This window comes from Bradyrhizobium sp. R2.2-H (assembly GCF_004346455.1).
In the GTDB taxonomy this organism is placed as follows: domain Bacteria; phylum Pseudomonadota; class Alphaproteobacteria; order Rhizobiales; family Xanthobacteraceae; genus Bradyrhizobium; species Bradyrhizobium diversitatis.
The window spans coordinates 111,038-126,880 of record NZ_SMBR01000001.1 but is presented as its reverse complement, the minus strand read 5'-3'; the positions used below and the strand labels follow the sequence as shown (position 1 = coordinate 126,880).

Below are 15,843 nucleotides of genomic sequence, written 5' to 3'. Positions count from 1 at the left end.
TCGGCACGGAAGCTTACGGCTTCTCATCGCGGCTGACGCGTGCGACGGCCTGATCGGCGATGGCAGCGAGCGCGGTTTCCCTTAATGGAAAATCCGCCGCGAGCCAGGCATCCTCGGCGAGCGCCAGCACATGTCCGAGCGCGGGCCCTTCGGCCAGACCGCGTGCGATGAAGTCGGCGGCCTTGAGCGGAAATTTCGGCGCGGTCCAGCGCTTCGGCAGCTCGGCGAGCGCGCGCCAGCGCGACGAGGTGACGTCGCCGCCGTTCCTCGCCCAGCCCAGCAAGACGCGATCGTGATAGCGCTCAGGCCCGAGCCGGTAGAGCAGCCGCCGTGCATCGGCTTCGTTCTTGGCGGCCAGGCGCCACCAGCGGTGACCCATCGAATCCAGCGCCTTGGTCTCGGCATTGGAGAGCCGCAAGCGCGCAGCGACGCGCTTGGCGTCTTCGGTGACGGCGACCGACAGCGCGGCCAGGCGCCGCGTGCTGCTTGGCGCGAGTCCGAGCTCGCGCTCGATCGCGATCATCGTCGCCAGGGGGCCCGTATAGACGACGCCGCCGATCAGCGCCTGCAGCAATCCGCCCTCGGCCATGGCCAGCACGGCCGCGGCTGCCCCCCCGGCCACCAGCAATTTCAGCATCTCCATGCGCACCCGCTCGGCCGAGAGGCTGGCGAGGCCCGCGCGCCCGCGGATGCAGGCGAGATAGCCCTCGCGGTCGGGCTCGCCGGCACCGAAAGCGGCGTGGATGCGGAAGAAGCGCAGGATGCGCAGATAATCCTCGGCGATGCGCTGGTCGGGATCGCCGATGAAGCGCACGCGGCGGGCTCTCGCATCGGCGATGCCGCCGACATAGTCGTAGACGACACCATCACCATCGACCGACAAGCCGTTCATGGTGAAGTCGCGCCGCTCGGCATCCTTCACCCAGTCCCGGCCGAACGCGACCCTGGCCTTGCGGCCGAAGGTCTCGGTGTCCTCGCGCAGCGTGGTGACCTCGTAGGGATGTCCGTCGATCACCAGCGTGACGGTACCGTGGTCGATGCCGGTCGGCACGCCCTTGATGCCGGCGGACTTGGCACGCCGCATCACCTCGTCCGGCAGCGCCGTGGTCGCGATGTCGATGTCGCCAGGCAGGAGACCGAGCAGCGCATTGCGGACGGCGCCGCCGACCACCCGCGCCTCCTCGCCATCGGTGCCGAGCAGTTGCAGGACACGCGCGGTCCCGCCTGCGGTCAGCCAAGGCGCATGGGCAAGCAGCGGCTCCGCGCTCATCGGTCGGCCCCTATTTTTCTACGCCCGGCACGAGCTTGCCGTTCTCGACATGGGCGGGAACGTAGGTCGAATCCGGCGGTGCGCCGGAGTACTGGGCAAGGCCGATCAGGCCGGCGATCACGAGCGCGAGCGCGACCAGGGTGAGGCGCGCAACGACGGTGACCGGCCATGAGGAGCGTTCGAACAGGCCTGACCGCGTTGCGGCCAGGAACAGCGCATAGACGGCAAAGGGGATAAGGAAGATTCCGATCTCGGTCAGAACCGTCCGGATCATGATGAATAGATCCGCTCATACAGCACACGCAACATTCCGGCCGTCGCACCCCAGATGTAGCGTTCCGCGAACGGCATCGCGTAATAGGACCGCGCCAGCCCACGGAATTCCTTGCTGTGCACCTGATGGTTCACCGGATCCATCAGGAAGGATAGCGGCACCTCGAACGCATCATCAACCTCGGAATGGTTGATGGTGAGCGAAAATCCGGGCCTGACCTTAGCTACCGTCGGCAGGATGCGGAAGCCGAAGGCGGTGCCGTAGAGATCGAGATAACCGAGCGGCTCGACGAAGTCTCTGGACAGCCCGACCTCCTCCTCGGCCTCGCGCAGCGCCGCATCGAGCGGCGAGGAATCGGTCGCGTCGATCTTGCCGCCGGGAAACGCGATCTGACCGGCATGGTCGTTGAGATGGGCCGAGCGCTGCGTCAGCAGGATGGTGGGCTCGGGATGGTCGACCACCGCGATCAGGACCGCCGCCGGCCGCACCGGCTGCTCGCGCGCGATGATCTCGAGCATCTTGTCGGTGCCGGGATCGCCCGAGGCGGGGATGATGTTCGGATCGTACAGGCCCGGCGGCACGTCGAAGCCGAGCTTCGCCCGCGAACGGGCGAAGAAATCCTCGGCTCCCATCGCGGCGGGCGCGTTCGTCAGGATAGGCTTGTTCAAATTCAAAGCGCGGCCCTCACCTGCTCCGCATCGGCCATGGCGAAGAATTCGCCGGCCGACTCGACGCCGAACATCGGCTGGCCATCGACCATCCGCTCCTCGCCCATGTCAACCAGATCGTAATAGAGCGCCCTCGTGACCTTGGCCCAGAGATCGGCGCGGACGTGCAAGTAGGGCGTCAGTCCGCCATCCGGTGCCTGCTCGAAACGCAGCCGGTGCCCGGCATCGCAGGTGACCCAGTCATCGACATTGGTGCGGAAGCGCAGCACGCGATGGTTGCCCTCGCCGTCCTTCTGCATCTCGACCGCCATGAACGGCGCATCATCGACGCGGATGCCGACTTTCTCCACCGGCGTGACCAGGAAATGTTTGTCGCCCTCGCGCTTGAGGATGGTCGAAAACAGGCGGACCAGGGCAGGACGTCCGATTGGCGTCCCCAAGTAGAACCAAGTACCATCGGATGCGATTCGGATGTCGAGATCGCCGCAAAACGGCGGATTCCACAGATGCACCGGAGGCAGCCCCTTTTTGGCGCCTTCGGCATTGGCAGCGCTTTTGGCGGCCGCCGTCAGCCCATCGAGACCGCGATCGGCGCTCTGCCCTTGGTTCGCCATGGTTTGCCCTGACTCTGTGATTGGCACGATTGGTGCAGGTCTACGTTGTACTCGGGTGTGCGGTTCCATCCGGAATAGTCCGGTGTGGAGGTCGCCACTTCGTGATGCCGTACATACCCCGAAGCCGATAAGGTGGGGATAGGTTAATTCAACGAATACATGGCCTTCCTGCAAGTCTAGCATAGGGCCCATGACGTGATGTGATGACGTGACGTGATGACCCGACGTGACGTGCTGACGTGACGATGCAGGCAAGCCGCGTGGCAGGCTGAAGGAGCGAGCGAATGGCGGAGAGTGTCGAGAAACTCGAGGACGGGATCGTCCGTTCGGCCGAGCAGGTGTCGAGCCAGATTCGCGCCGCAAAGGAAGCGATCGCCTCCGTCATCTTCGGCCAGGATCGCGTGATCGAGAACACGCTGGTCACCATTCTCTCCGGCGGCCATGCGCTCCTGATCGGCGTGCCGGGCCTCGCCAAGACCAAGCTGGTGGAGACGCTCGGCGTCACGCTCGGTCTCGACGCCAAGCGCATCCAGTTCACCCCCGATCTGATGCCGTCCGACATTCTCGGCGCCGAGGTGCTGGACGAGAGCACCGCGGGCAAGCGCGCCTTCCGCTTCATCGCCGGTCCCGTGTTCGCACAGCTGCTGATGGCCGACGAGATCAACCGCGCCAGCCCGCGCACCCAGTCGGCGCTCTTGCAGGCGATGCAGGAGCAACACATCACCGTCGCCGGCGCGCGGCACGATCTGCCCAAGCCGTTCCACGTGCTCGCGACGCAGAACCCGCTGGAGCAGGAAGGCACCTATCCGCTGCCCGAAGCCCAGCTCGACCGCTTCCTGATGGAGATCGACGTCGACTATCCCGATCGCGATGCGGAGCGCCGCATCCTGTTCGAGACCACCGGCGCGGAGGAGACCCTCGCCAGGGGCTCTATGACCGCGGATGCGCTGATCACCGCGCAGCGGCTGATCCGGCGCCTGCCGGTCGGAGATTCCGTCGTGGAAGCGATCCTGTCGCTGGTGCGCTCGGCCCGCCCGGGTCCGGACGCCGGCGAAGCCGGCAAGTTCATCGCCTGGGGACCCGGCCCGCGCGCCAGCCAATCGCTGATGCTGGCCGTGCGCGCGCGTGCGCTGATCGACGGGCGCCTCGCGCCCTCGGTCGACGACGTGCTCGACCTCGCCGAACCCGTGCTGAAGCACCGCATGGCGCTGACGTTCCAGGCGCGCGCCGAAGGCCGCACGATTCCGGACGTGATCCGGCAATTGAAGACACGGATCGGTTGATGGCAGCGGAGAACGGGCGCGCAGCGAAGGAAACACTGGCGATCCGACGTGCCGATGGCGAAAGTCGCACGCTCGCAGCTTCCTTGCCGCGTCTGGTGCTCGAGGCCCGCCGCATCGCCGCCAACGTCATCCACGGCCTGCATGGAAGGCGCCGCGCCGGCGCCGGCGAAAACTTCTGGCAGTACCGCCGCTTCGTCTCGGGCGAGCCGTCGCAGAACGTCGACTGGCGCCGCTCTGCGCGTGACGATCATCTCTATGTCCGCGAGCTCGAATGGGAAGCCTCGCACACGGTCTGGATCTGGCCGGACCGCTCGCCCTCGATGGCGTTCGCCTCGAAGACCGCGCGCGAATCCAAGCTCGAGCGGACGCTGATCGTCGCCTTCGCACTGGCCGAGTTGCTCGTCGCCGGCGGCGAGCGCGTCGGCATTCCCGGGCTGATGGCGCCGACCGCAAGCCGCAGCGTCATCGACAGGATGGCGCAGGCGATGCTGCATGACGATGCCGACCGGCTGAGCCTGCCGCCGTCCTTCGTTCCGGCCGCGCTCGCCGAGATCATCGTGCTGTCGGATTTCTGGTCGCCGATCTCCGAGATCAGGACGATGCTCGCAGGGCTCTCCGGCTCCGGCGCGCACGGCACGATGGTGCAGGTCGTCGATCCGGCCGAGGAGTCGTTTCCCTATTCCGGCCGCGTCGAGTTCGTCGAGCCCGAAGGCTTTGGCGTGATCACCGCCGGCCGCGCCGAGAGCTGGGCGCAGGACTACACCGCGCGGCTCGCCCTGCACCGCGACCAGATCCGCGCCGAGACGGGCAAGCTCGACTGGCTGTTCACGACGCACGCGACCGACCGCTCGGCCGCCGAGCTGCTGCTGTTCCTGCATGCCGGCATGCAGGTGAGCAAGTCGGGCGCCCGCACCACGACGATCAAGGCGGGGCCGGCCGCATGATGGGATTGCCGCTCGCCTTCACCCAACCGCTGCTCCTGATCGGCCTCGTCAGCCTGCCCGTGCTGTGGTGGCTGCTCCGCGTGATGCCGCCGCGGCCGCGCCGCATCGAGTTTCCGCCGACGCGCCTGCTGTTCGACATCGCCCCCAGGGAGGAGACGCCCTCGCGGACGCCGTGGTGGCTGACGGCGCTCCGCCTGCTCGCCGCCGCGCTGGTGATCTTCGCCGCCGCCGGCCCGATCTGGAATCCGCAGACAGGCGCGGCCGGCAGCAAGGCGCCGCTGATGATCATGTTCGACGACGGCTGGAGCGCCGCATCGCACTGGGACGTCAGGATCAGGACCGCCGACGAGCTTATCGCCAATGCCGACAACGACGGCCGCGCCATCGCGCTGGTGCCGCTGTCGGAGCCGAACCGCGACATCACCCTGATGCCGGCGGGTGCCGCGCGCGTCGCGCTGCGGCAACTCGCGCCGAAGCCCTATTCGATCGACCGCGTCGAGACGCTGGCCGCGGTCGACCGTTTCCTCAAGGTCACCGGCGACTGCGAGATCGCCTGGCTCTCCGACGGCATCGACACCGGCCGCGGCGAAGACTTCGTGCAGGGCCTCGGCAAGTCCATCGGCGATCGCAGCCTGACCGTGTTCGAAGGCGGCACCTCCTCGCCGCTGGCGCTGGTCGCGGCCGAGAACGCTGCGGCGAAGATGACGGTGAAGGTGCTGCGCACCGACAGCGGCATCGCGGTCGGCACCGTGCGCGCGCTCGACCAGAAGGCCTCGCCGATCGGAGAAGCGCGCTATTCGTTCGGCCCGCAGGACAAGGAGACCGAAGCCGCGTTCGATCTGCCGGTCGAGCTGCGCAACGACATCACCCGGCTCGAAATATCCGGCGAGCGCTCCGCCGGCGCGGTGCAGCTGCTCGACAAACGCTGGCGCCGCCGCGCCATCGGCATCGTCTCGGGCTCGACCAGCGAGACCGCGCAGCCGCTGCTGGCGCCGACCTTCTATCTCACCCGTGCGCTGGCGCCGTTCGCCGACGTCCGGCTTGCCGACAAGGGCTCGCCGCAACAGGGCATCACACAATTTTTGGACCAGAAGCTGCCGATGATCATCCTCGCCGATGTCGGCACCATCTCCCCCGAACTCCGCGAGCGCCTCAATGCCTGGGTCGACCAGGGCGGCGTGCTGGTGCGGTTCGCCGGCCCCCGGCTGGCACAGGCAGAGGACGACCTCGTGCCGGTCAAGCTGCGCAAGGGCGGCCGGACGCTCGGCGGCAGCCTGACCTGGGAGAAGCCGCAGCATCTGGCCTCGTTCGCGGCCGACGGCCCGTTTGCCGGCGTGGCGGTCCCCAAGGACGTCACCGTGAGCCGCCAGGTGCTGGCAGAGCCCGACGCCGTGCTCGCCACCAAGAGCTGGGCCTCGCTGGAAGACGGCACGCCGCTGGTGACCGGCGAGCATCGCGGCAAGGGGCTCGTCAGCCTGTTCCACGTCAGCGCCGACATGCGCTGGTCGGACCTGCCGATGTCAGGCACCTTCGTCGAAATGCTGCGGCGGGTGGTCGACATGTCCGGCTACACGGCCAAGCCCGGCGCCGGCGTTGCCAGCGAGGCGACCACTGAAACGGTGGCGCCGCTGCACATCCTCGACGGTTTCGGCGCGTTCGGCCCGCCGCCGGCGACCGCAAAACCACTACCTGCCGATTATCGCGATCGGGCCACACCCGATCATCCGCCGGGCTTCTACGGTCCGGCAGAAGGACCGCTTGCCGTGAACACGCTTGCTGCCGCCGACCGCATCGCGGCCCTGAACACCGCGAGCCTGCGCGCCCGGCACGCCACCTACACCAATGCCGAACCGCGGGACCTGCGCGGCTGGCTGCTGTCCACCGCGCTCGCGCTGTTCCTGGTCGACGCCATCATCGTCGCGGTGCTCGGCGGCGGGATTGCCGCGCTGCTGCGCCGCCGCGCCGCGCCCGCAATGATCGTGTTCGCCCTGGCGCTCGCAGGCCTGATGTCGTTTGCGCCGACGCCGGCGCGCGCCGACAGCGCCGCGGACGAGTTCGCGATGAAGGCGGTGTCGCAGACGCGACTCGCCTATGTCGTGACGGGCAATTCCGACGTCGATTCCATCGTCAAGGCGGGGTTGAACGGGCTGACGCTGTTCCTGGCCCAGCGCACCGCGCTCGAGGCCGGCGATCCCGTCGGCATCGATCCGGCGCACGACGAGCTCGCCTTCTTCCCGCTGATCTACTGGCCGATCGTGCCGGGCGCGCCTAAGCCGCCGCAGGATGCCATCAACAAGATCGATGCCTACATGAAGCAGGGCGGCACCGTGCTGTTCGACACCCGCGACGCGATCGAGGCGCCGCCCGGCGCGAACGGGGCGTCACAGACCCCGGGCATGCAGACCTTGCGCGATATCCTGTCGTCGCTCGACGTGCCCGAGCTCGAGCCGGTACCGCGCGAGCACGTGCTGACCAAGACCTTCTATCTGCTGCGCGACTTCCCCGGCCGCTTCACCGCCGGCCAGACCTGGGTTGAGACGCTGCCGCGCGAAGAGGACGAGGACAGCGCGCAGCGGCCGGCGCGCGGCGGCGACGGCGTCTCGCCGATCATCATCACCTCGAACGATCTTGCCGGCGCCTGGGCAGTGCGGCCCGACGGACAGGCCATGCTGCCGGTGACCGGCGGCGACCCCCGCCAGCGCGAATTCGCCTACCGCGCCGGCGCCAACATCGTGATGTACACGCTGACCGGCAACTACAAGGCCGACCAGGTGCACGCTCCGGCGCTGATCGAACGGCTGGGGCAATGATGCGGATGTTGAGCCTGGACGCTCGCCAACGTGAAGCCGTCATGGCCGGGCTTGTCCCGGCCATCCACGCCTTGCGACGCAGCCCGGAGAACGTGGATGCCCGGGACAAGCCCGGGCATGACGATGTGGATGGGTTTGAACCATGAACTACGGCATCGCATTCACGCCACTTGTTCCCGCGATCGTGCTGTGGCTCGCGCTCGCCGCGATCGTCGTCATCGCGCTGGTGCTGCTGCTGGCACGCGCGCGCGGCGCCGCGGTGCGCGTGGCCGCGCTGGCGCTGGTCCTGCTGGCGCTCGCCAATCCCTCCTTCACCCGCGAGGACCGCGATCCCCTCACCTCGGTGGCGGCCGTCGTCGTCGACAAGAGCCCGAGCCAGAATTTCGGCAACCGCAACCGTGAGGCCGCCCAGGCGCAGGAAGCGCTGGTCGACAGCCTGAAGAAGATCAAGGGCCTCGAAGTCCGCGTCGTCGAGGCTGGGCAGGCCGACGGCGAGACCGACGGCACGAAACTGTTCGGCGCCCTCGCTTCGGCCTTGGCGGACGTGCCGGTCGACCGCGTCGCGGGCGGGTTCCTGATCACCGACGGCCGCGTCCACGACATTCCGGCGAACGCCGCCGCGCTCGGTTTCCAGGCGCCGGTGCACGCGCTGGTCACGGGGCAGAAGGACGAGCGCGACCGCCGCATCGCGATCACGGCGGCGCCGCGCTTCGGCATCGTCGGGCAGACCCAGACCATCAACTACCGGCTCGACGACCAGGGCGTCTCCGGCGAGCGCGCCAGGGTCACGATCCGCCGCGACGGCGAGGTCATCAACGAGCGCACGCTGGGAAGCGGCCAGGCCGCCAGCGTCGATGTCGACATCAAGCATGCCGGTCCGAACATCGTCGAGATCGAGGCCTCGCCACTCGAACGCGAACTGACGCCGGTGAACAACCGCGCCGTCGTCGCCATCGACGGCGTGCGCGACAAGCTGCGGGTGCTCCTGGTCTCGGGCGAGCCGCATTCGGGCGAGCGCACCTGGCGCAACCTGCTCAAGTCCGACGCCAGCGTCGACCTCGTCCACTTCACCATCCTGCGCCCACCGGAGAAGCAGGACGGCACGCCGATCAACGAATTGTCGCTGATCGCGTTTCCGACGCGCGAGCTGTTCCAGCAGAAGATCAACGAATTCCAGCTGATCATCTTCGATCGCTACGCCCGCCAGGGCGTGCTGCCGATCGCCTATTTCGACAACATCGCGCGCTATGTCCGCTCTGGCGGCGCGGTGCTGGTCTCGGCCGGGCCCGACTACGCCTCCAACACCAGCATCTGGCGCACGCCGCTGGATTCGGTGCTGCCGGCCGAGCCGGTCGGCGTGACGGAAAAGCCGTTCTATGCGCATCTGTCCGACGTCGGCAAACGCCATCCGGTCACGCGCGGGCTGGAGGGCTCGGCGAGCGAGCCGCCGCACTGGAGCCGGTTCTTCCGCACCGTCGACACCCGCAATGCCGTCAACCCGCCCGTTATGACCGGCGCTGACGGCAAGCCGCTTCTGTTCCTGTCGCGCTTCGGCGAGGGCCGCGTCGCGCTGCTGCTCTCCGATCACATCTGGCTGTGGGCGCGCGGCTATGAGGGCGGCGGACCACATCTCGATCTGCTCAGGCGGACGTCGCATTGGCTGATGAAGCAGCCTGATCTGGACGAGGAAGCGCTGCGGCTCCAGGTGCAGGGCAAGGACCTCGTCGTGGTGCGCCAGACCATGGCGGACAGCGTCCAGCCGGTGAGCGTGACCTCGCCATCGGGCGTGTCGCACGACTTGACGCTGGCGGCTGCCGATCCCGGCGAGTGGCGCGCCAGCCTGCCCGCGAACGAGCTCGGCCTGTGGCAGGCCACCGACGGCACGCTGAAGGCGCTGATCAATGTCGGCCCGACCAATCCGAAGGAGTTTTCGGAAGTCACCTCCACGGTCGATACGCTAAAGCCGCTGACGCAGGCAACGGGCGGCGACGCGGTGCGCGTGGCCAGTGGCTCCAGCGTCGAGCTGCCGCGCATCCTGCCGGTGCGCTCGGCCAGCGTGTTCCACGGCGACGGCTGGATGGGCGTGCGGATGCGCGACGCCAGCGTGGTGAAGGGCGTCGGCGTGCTGCCGATCTTCTCCGGCCTGATCGGCCTGTTGCTGCTGCTCGGCGCCTTCGCCGCGACCTGGGTCCGCGAAGGACGCTAAAGCGGGATGGGGTTAGGTTGAATCGATTTGGGATTCCCAAATCGGTCGATTTCTGATTCACCATGCTGGCTGGAGAGGAGGCCAGCATGGATGGGCAAGCCTTATTCTGTGGATCTTCGCAAGCGTGTTGTGGCCGCGATCGAGGGCGGCATGTCCCGCAATCGGGCCGCCAAGCAGTTTGGGGTTGCGATCAGCACGGCCATCGGCTGGATGCAGCGGGTTGAGGAGACCGGCAGCGTTGAACCCGGTCAGATGGGCGGTCATAAGCCGAAGGCGATTTCGGGAGACCACGCGGTCTGGCTGTCGCAACGGACCAAGGAAGGCGATTTCACCATACGTGGTCTCGTTGCTGAGCTTGCCTGCCGCGGCCTGAAGGTCGACTACCACTCGGTGTGGGACTTCGTGCATGCCGAGAAGCTCAGCTTCAAAAAAAAGCGTGGCGGCTGGCGAACGCGATCGACCCGACGTGGCGCGGCGGCGAGCCCAATGGACAAAGTATCAAGACCGCGTCGAAGCTGAGCGGCTTGTCTTTATCGACGAGACCTGGACCAGGACCGATATGGCGTCCTTGAGGGGATGGGCGCCGCGAGGGCACAGGCTTCACGCCAAAGTCCCCCACGGCCGCTGGAAGACGATGACCTTCCTGGCGGCCCTGCGCCATGACCGGATCGACGCGCCATGGTTCATCGAAGGGCCGATCGATGGCGTGAGCTTTCGCACCTACGTCGAGAAGGTTCTTCTGCCCATCCTTCATCCCGGCGATATCGTCGTGCTGGATAACCTCGGTAGCCACAAGAGCAAAGCGGTGCGCCAGCTCATCCGCTCGGTCGGCGCAAAACTCTTCTTCCTGCCAAAATATTCGCCCGACCTGAACCCGATCGAGCAAGTCTTTGCCAAGCTCAAGCACCTACTCCGAAAGGCCGCCGCACGAACCGTCGACGCAGTCTGCGCTGCTATAAGCCAGGCGCTCGATGCCTTCACACCCGAAGAATGCGCCAACTACCTCAAAAATTCAGGCTATTGGACCTGATGCCATCACGCTTTAGTTGCCCGAACGACACATCGGACGGGCCGACTGCATGCGCAGCCCGACCAGCCGTTGACATCTGCAGACCGATCGAGCGATGTTACATTATAACGTCGCGACATCAGGAATTGATGCCCCGCGACGTGGGGGTGGCGTTTCCAGATGAAGTGGTTCCGGTCGAATATCAGGCACGGCGCCCGGCTCGCGTTGTTCGCGATGCTGGTGCAGTTCGCGCTGACATTCGGCCACAGCCACTGGTTCGCGCAGGCCGCGCCCCTCGCCCAATCCTCGCTGCAGCAGACCGACGGCTTCAAAGACAGTGCCAAGGATCAAGCTGCGGTCGACCGCGCAGCCGTCCAGAAACAATCGCCCGCCGGACCCGACCACGAGCATCCCGCCGACGACAGTTGCGCGATCTGCGCCGTCGTCGCAATGGCGGGCACGATCCTGTTCGCGACGCCGCCTCTGTTGCAGCTGCCGCAGGCGATCGACCTGCTCTACCGCACCACCGACGCCGAATTTCTCCATCTGAAATCGGCCGGCACGGCATTCCAGCCCCGCGCCCCTCCCGCGTCCTGACTTCCAACGCTTGGTCACGCCCGGCCTCGCCGCTTTCAGGCGAATGCCCGGGAGAAGTTGAAGTCGAATTCCGTCGCGCCGCGACGGCAGGCCGCCTCCGATCAGCAAACCATCATCCGGACGGCGCCTGACTGGAATCAGGACAATGTCATTCAAATCGCGACGCGCGCAACGACTTGGCGGAGCAAGCCTGCTCCTGCTCGGCGCTGCCGCCACGCCCGCCTTCGCTCAAGAGCCGGCCCAAGACAGATCATCGACGGAAATCCCCGCCGTCACCGTGACGGCGCCGAGCCCGATCGTGCGCAGGGCCGTGGTGCCGTCCCGCAACGCCGGCCGCGGCACGCGGACCGCGCGGGTGCGCAGCCGCGAGCAAACGGCTGAAGCAACGCCGGCAGCGCCAGTGCCCGCTGCGCCTCAGCAAGGCGTGCTGCCGATCGTGACCGATCAGTTCGCGACCGTCACCGTGGTGCCGAACGAGGAGATTCGCCGCAATGGCGGCGGCACGCTCGGCGACCTCCTGTTCTCGAAGCCGGGCATCACCGGCTCTGAATACGCACCCGGCGCATCCAGCCGCCCCATCATTCGCGGCCTCGACACCAACCGTGTCGGCATCGTCGAGAACGGAATTGGCAGCAATGGCGCGTCCGATCTCGGCGAGGATCACTTCGTGCCGATTGATCCGCTGGCAACCAACCAGGTGGAGGTCATCCGCGGACCGGCGACGCTACGCTACGGCTCCACCGCGATCGGCGGCGTGGTCAGCGCGACCAACAATCGAATTCCGGATGCCTTGCCGTCCTGCGCGGCGCCCTTTCCGACTTACGGACTCCCGACCAAGGCGCCGCTGGCAAACATGGGATCGCCGGGCTGCATCACCGCGGAAACACGGACGGCAGTGACGTCTGTCGATCGCGGGGTCGAAGGTGCCGTGCTGCTCGACGCCGGCGGCGGTAACGTTGCCGTCCATGCCGATGCCTTTGGCCGCAAGGCCGGCGACTACAACATCCCGAGCTACCCGTTCTTGACCGACCCGACGCTGCCGTTCAACGGACGCCAGCCGAATTCGTCATCGCAGGCCTACGGCGGTTCTGTCGGCGGCTCCTACATCTTCGATGGCGGCTACGTTGGCGCGGCGATCACGCAGCACAACGCGCTCTACCACATTCCCGGTATCGAAGGCAGCGAGTTCCTGACGCGGATCGACGGACGACAAACAAAGTTCACGACACAAGGCGAGTATCGGCCGGACGCTGCGGCGATCGATGCGATTCGGTTCTGGGCTGGGGCCACCGACTATAAACACGATGAGATCGGGCTCGCCGACTCTGCCGATCTCACCTCCCTCGGCGTGAGACAAACCTTCACCAACAAGGAACAGGAAGGCCGCGTCGAGGTCCAACTTGCGCCGTTCGACGTCCGCTTTGCTGCGCTGACCACCGCTGTGGGCGTTCAGGCGTCGCACCAGAAGCTGACCGCGCCGAGTCCGGACGATCCAGGTAGCCCGATCAACGGACTATTCGATCCGAACAAGAACACAAAGGTCGCCGGGTACATCTTCAACGAGTTCAAGTTCAGCGAAGCCACCAAGGCTCAGATCGCCGGGCGCGTCGAGAACGCAAGGTTGAGCGGCACGGCGCCCGCCTTCGTCCCCGATGTGTTCGACCTCACTGTCGATCCGGCCGCGATCGGCCCCGCAACGGCGGTCAACCGCAACTTCACGCCGGTGAGCGGGAGCATCGGCCTGATCCACAACCTTCCGTGGGATCTGGTCGCGAGCATCACCGGCCAATATGTCGAGCGTGCGCCGAAACCGGCGGAATTGTTTTCGCGCGGCGGCCACGATGCCACCACCACTTTCGACATAGGCAATCCCAATCTCGGCATCGAGACCGCCAAGTCGGTCGAGGCGGGACTGCGACGGGCGGTAGGGCCGCTTCGCTTCGAAATCACCGGCTACTACACCAAGTTCAACGGTTTTATCTACCGGCGCCTGACCGGCAACACGTGTGAGGATGGCGTTTGCCAGCTTGGCGCGGGCCTCGAACTGAATCAGGCGGTCTATTCGCAGCGCGACGCGACATTTCGTGGCGGCGAATTCCAGTTCCAGTACGACGTAATGCCGGTCTGGAACGGGATCTGGGGCATCGAGGGTCAGTACGACATCGTGCGCGCGACCTTCGACGACGGCACCAACGTGCCACGCATTCCGCCCCAGCGGCTGGGTGGTGGTGTGTACTATCGCGACGCCGACTGGTTTGCCCGGATCAACCTGCTGCACGCGTTCGCGCAAAACGACATCGCACCGATCGCGGAGACGCCGACGCCCGGCTACAACCTGCTGAAGGCCGAAGTCAGTTACAGGACGAAGCTCCATCAAAGCTGGTTCGGCGCGCGCGAGATGTATGTTGGGCTCGTCGGCAACAACCTGCTGAACGAGAACATCCGCAATGCCGTCTCCTTCAACAAGGACCAGGTGCTGCTGCCCGGCATCGGCGTGCGGGCGTTCGCGAACTTCAAGTTCTAGCGATGATCAGGCCATGAATTGTGCGGGAGGGCTATCCCTCCCGCGTGAGCGGAATACAGAACCTCGATCATGCTCTAGTTGGCAACGAAGTGCGCGTGGCGAAGGCCCTTGTGATGGCCGTCGGCCGGCGGCTTTCCTGCAATCAACGCAATACCAACGGCCAAGCCGATCGTTGCCGCCAGCAGTCTGACCAGAGAAGGACGCATTCCATCCTCGACATTGCGGCACCAACATCGTGGCGCCGACATCGTCGGCGCGAACATGGGTTCTGCTTTGCCAAACTAAGCAGCGAAACTATGACGGAAAGGGAAACTATCGTTCTGATTGCATATCAATGAAATACAATTCTATTAAACGTTTCAGATTTGCGACCGAAGCGCACAATTTTCGAGCAACGTGACGCGGCATTCACCGCGCGTGCTTGGTGTTCCACCATTTGTCACCCGGTCGGGTGACGCTGCGTTGCTTCGCAGTCGTTAGCATCAGAAGCACCGAGCCCGATATTCGGCTCGACGTCGTGAATTGGTTCACACGCATTGTTCTGCCGCGCGGGTAGGGTCATCGGAGATCGATACCCGCGATTGCCACCAAAGTCTTGTTGTCGGAGGTTTTCATGCCGCCTGTCGATCCAAAGGCAGCTTCCACTTTCTCCGTCGTCAAATCATTTCCAGCAATTCCCACGGTCTGTCTCGGAATCTTCGCCGTCGCGCTTGCCATCTCGTCGAGTGCGACGAAAGCAGCTTGCTGGGTCGTGCTGCTGTCCGCGCTGGTTTCGAGTATCGCAGGCTTCGCATTCTCGCCGATCGCCGGCGCCTTCCTCTTCCATAGCTTGAGCGAGCCGATCACGATCGTCCGGATTCTCCTGGTGGCTTCGATCGCCCAACAAGTCTACTGCGTCTGGCGCTTGCGTGAATCGATCGAGATGCGCCGGTGCGCTCCCTACCTCTTCGGCAGCATCTTGACGTTGCCCATCGGCCTTCATCTCCTCTGCAACACTTCGGCGTCCACCTTGCTGCCGATGTTGGGAGCTCTGTTGATCACCTATGGCGCCTTCACGGCGCTGAAGCCGACTCTGCGGTCCGGGAAAAATCCCTTGTGGGGACGCATCACGGTTGGCGCGCTGGGAGGCATTACCGGAGACCTTGCAGCATTTCCTGCCGCTTTCGTTTCGATGTGGTGCCATGTCCAAGGTTTCGACAAGCACCGCGCCCGCGCAATCATCCAGCCTTTCATCCTGGTCAACCAGCTGCTGTCGCTGTCCTTGCTGATGGTCTTGCGGCCGTCAGAGGTGATGCCGCTCGGCCTCCTCTTTTATGCAGCCCCCGCCGTGCTCGGCGCCTATGTCGGGCTGATTATCTTCAACCGCGTCGATACCGCCACGTTCAACCGCATCGTGGGCCTGCTGCTGATGGCTGCCGGGATCGGTTTTGTCAGGCCCCTCTGAAGGTTCGGAGCATCCCATGCAGAAATCCCCGCAGGATCGCCCCCGGTCAGACCGCCCCGTGGTGCGCAAATGGCGGCTTGCGGTCGTCAGCTTCTATGGATCGATGCTGGCCGTCATGCTGATGCTGGCGCTGACGACCGATCATGATGTTCAAACTGCAGGCACGAGCGTGCCTCTCGCGTCTCTGAAGAAGTAGAAGT

The 15,843-nt window shown here is 65.8% G+C and carries 14 protein-coding genes; 9 read left to right on the top strand and 5 right to left on the bottom strand.

What is annotated here, in order from left to right; genetic code table 11:
- Positions 1 to 13: 13 nt before the first annotated feature.
- From EDE08_RS00560 to EDE08_RS00545, 4 genes are read right to left on the bottom strand one after another with little or no spacing between them, the layout of a single operon-like run.
- Positions 14 to 1,270 (bottom strand): CCA tRNA nucleotidyltransferase, encoded by a 1,257-nt coding sequence (locus tag EDE08_RS00560; protein WP_131866193.1) that lies wholly within the window; start codon positions 1,268 to 1,270, stop codon positions 14 to 16.
- A gap of 10 nt (positions 1,271 to 1,280) precedes the next feature.
- Complete coding sequence (locus tag EDE08_RS00555; RefSeq protein ID WP_131866191.1) at positions 1,281 to 1,544, bottom strand: DUF6111 family protein; 264 nt, start codon at positions 1,542 to 1,544, stop codon at positions 1,281 to 1,283.
- Positions 1,541 to 2,176, bottom strand: coding sequence for a CoA pyrophosphatase (locus tag EDE08_RS00550; protein ID WP_502700563.1), 636 nt, complete (start codon positions 2,174 to 2,176; stop codon positions 1,541 to 1,543). The genes EDE08_RS00555 and EDE08_RS00550 overlap by 4 nt, the downstream gene beginning before the upstream one ends.
- A gap of 38 nt (positions 2,177 to 2,214) precedes the next feature.
- Positions 2,215 to 2,826, bottom strand: coding sequence for a DUF1285 domain-containing protein (locus tag EDE08_RS00545; RefSeq protein ID WP_131866186.1), 612 nt, complete (start codon positions 2,824 to 2,826; stop codon positions 2,215 to 2,217).
- A 284-nt stretch (positions 2,827 to 3,110) separates the two neighbouring features.
- On the opposite strand from EDE08_RS00545, the gene EDE08_RS00540 reads away from it, so the two are divergent.
- The 7 genes from EDE08_RS00540 (at position 3,111) to EDE08_RS00510 (ending at position 14,199) form a co-directional block, all read left to right on the top strand.
- On the top strand, positions 3,111 to 4,109 hold the full coding sequence (locus EDE08_RS00540; protein WP_028181301.1) for an AAA family ATPase: 999 nt from the start codon (positions 3,111 to 3,113) through the stop codon (positions 4,107 to 4,109).
- Complete coding sequence (locus EDE08_RS00535; RefSeq protein WP_061878545.1) at positions 4,109 to 5,053, top strand: DUF58 domain-containing protein; 945 nt, start codon at positions 4,109 to 4,111, stop codon at positions 5,051 to 5,053. The genes EDE08_RS00540 and EDE08_RS00535 overlap by 1 nt, the downstream gene beginning before the upstream one ends.
- Positions 5,050 to 7,863, top strand: a complete 2,814-nt coding sequence (locus EDE08_RS00530) for a DUF4159 domain-containing protein (protein ID WP_131866184.1) — start codon at positions 5,050 to 5,052, stop codon at positions 7,861 to 7,863. The genes EDE08_RS00535 and EDE08_RS00530 overlap by 4 nt, the downstream gene beginning before the upstream one ends.
- Before the next feature lie 142 nt (positions 7,864 to 8,005).
- Positions 8,006 to 10,069 carry a hypothetical protein gene (locus EDE08_RS00525; RefSeq protein ID WP_131866182.1) on the top strand — a complete coding sequence of 688 codons (2,064 nt, stop codon included), beginning with the start codon at positions 8,006 to 8,008 and terminating at the stop codon, positions 10,067 to 10,069.
- Positions 10,070 to 10,159: 90 nt separating this feature from the next.
- A protein-coding gene (locus tag EDE08_RS00520; RefSeq protein WP_165935705.1) for an IS630 family transposase occupies positions 10,160 to 11,099 on the top strand; the annotation gives its coding sequence in 2 pieces (ribosomal slippage) (positions 10,160 to 10,495 and positions 10,497 to 11,099; 939 coding nt in all).
- Between the two features lie 159 nt (positions 11,100 to 11,258).
- Positions 11,259 to 11,675, top strand: coding sequence for a DUF2946 domain-containing protein (locus tag EDE08_RS00515; RefSeq protein WP_131866178.1), 417 nt, complete (start codon positions 11,259 to 11,261; stop codon positions 11,673 to 11,675).
- Positions 11,676 to 11,820: 145 nt separating this feature from the next.
- On the top strand, positions 11,821 to 14,199 hold the full coding sequence (locus EDE08_RS00510) for a TonB-dependent receptor (RefSeq protein WP_131866176.1): 2,379 nt from the start codon (positions 11,821 to 11,823) through the stop codon (positions 14,197 to 14,199).
- Positions 14,200 to 14,273: 74 nt separating this feature from the next.
- Here the strand turns inward: EDE08_RS00510 and EDE08_RS00505 are convergent, their stop codons facing one another.
- Complete coding sequence (locus EDE08_RS00505; RefSeq protein ID WP_131866174.1) at positions 14,274 to 14,462, bottom strand: hypothetical protein; 189 nt, start codon at positions 14,460 to 14,462, stop codon at positions 14,274 to 14,276.
- A 350-nt stretch (positions 14,463 to 14,812) separates the two neighbouring features.
- Here EDE08_RS00505 and EDE08_RS00500 point away from each other — a divergent pair, with 350 nt between their 5' ends.
- Positions 14,813 to 15,643 carry a sulfite exporter TauE/SafE family protein gene (locus EDE08_RS00500; protein WP_131866171.1) on the top strand — a complete coding sequence of 277 codons (831 nt, stop codon included), beginning with the start codon at positions 14,813 to 14,815 and terminating at the stop codon, positions 15,641 to 15,643.
- A 16-nt stretch (positions 15,644 to 15,659) separates the two neighbouring features.
- Positions 15,660 to 15,839 (top strand): hypothetical protein, encoded by a 180-nt coding sequence (locus tag EDE08_RS00495; protein ID WP_131866169.1) that lies wholly within the window; start codon positions 15,660 to 15,662, stop codon positions 15,837 to 15,839.
- Positions 15,840 to 15,843 lie beyond the last annotated feature (4 nt).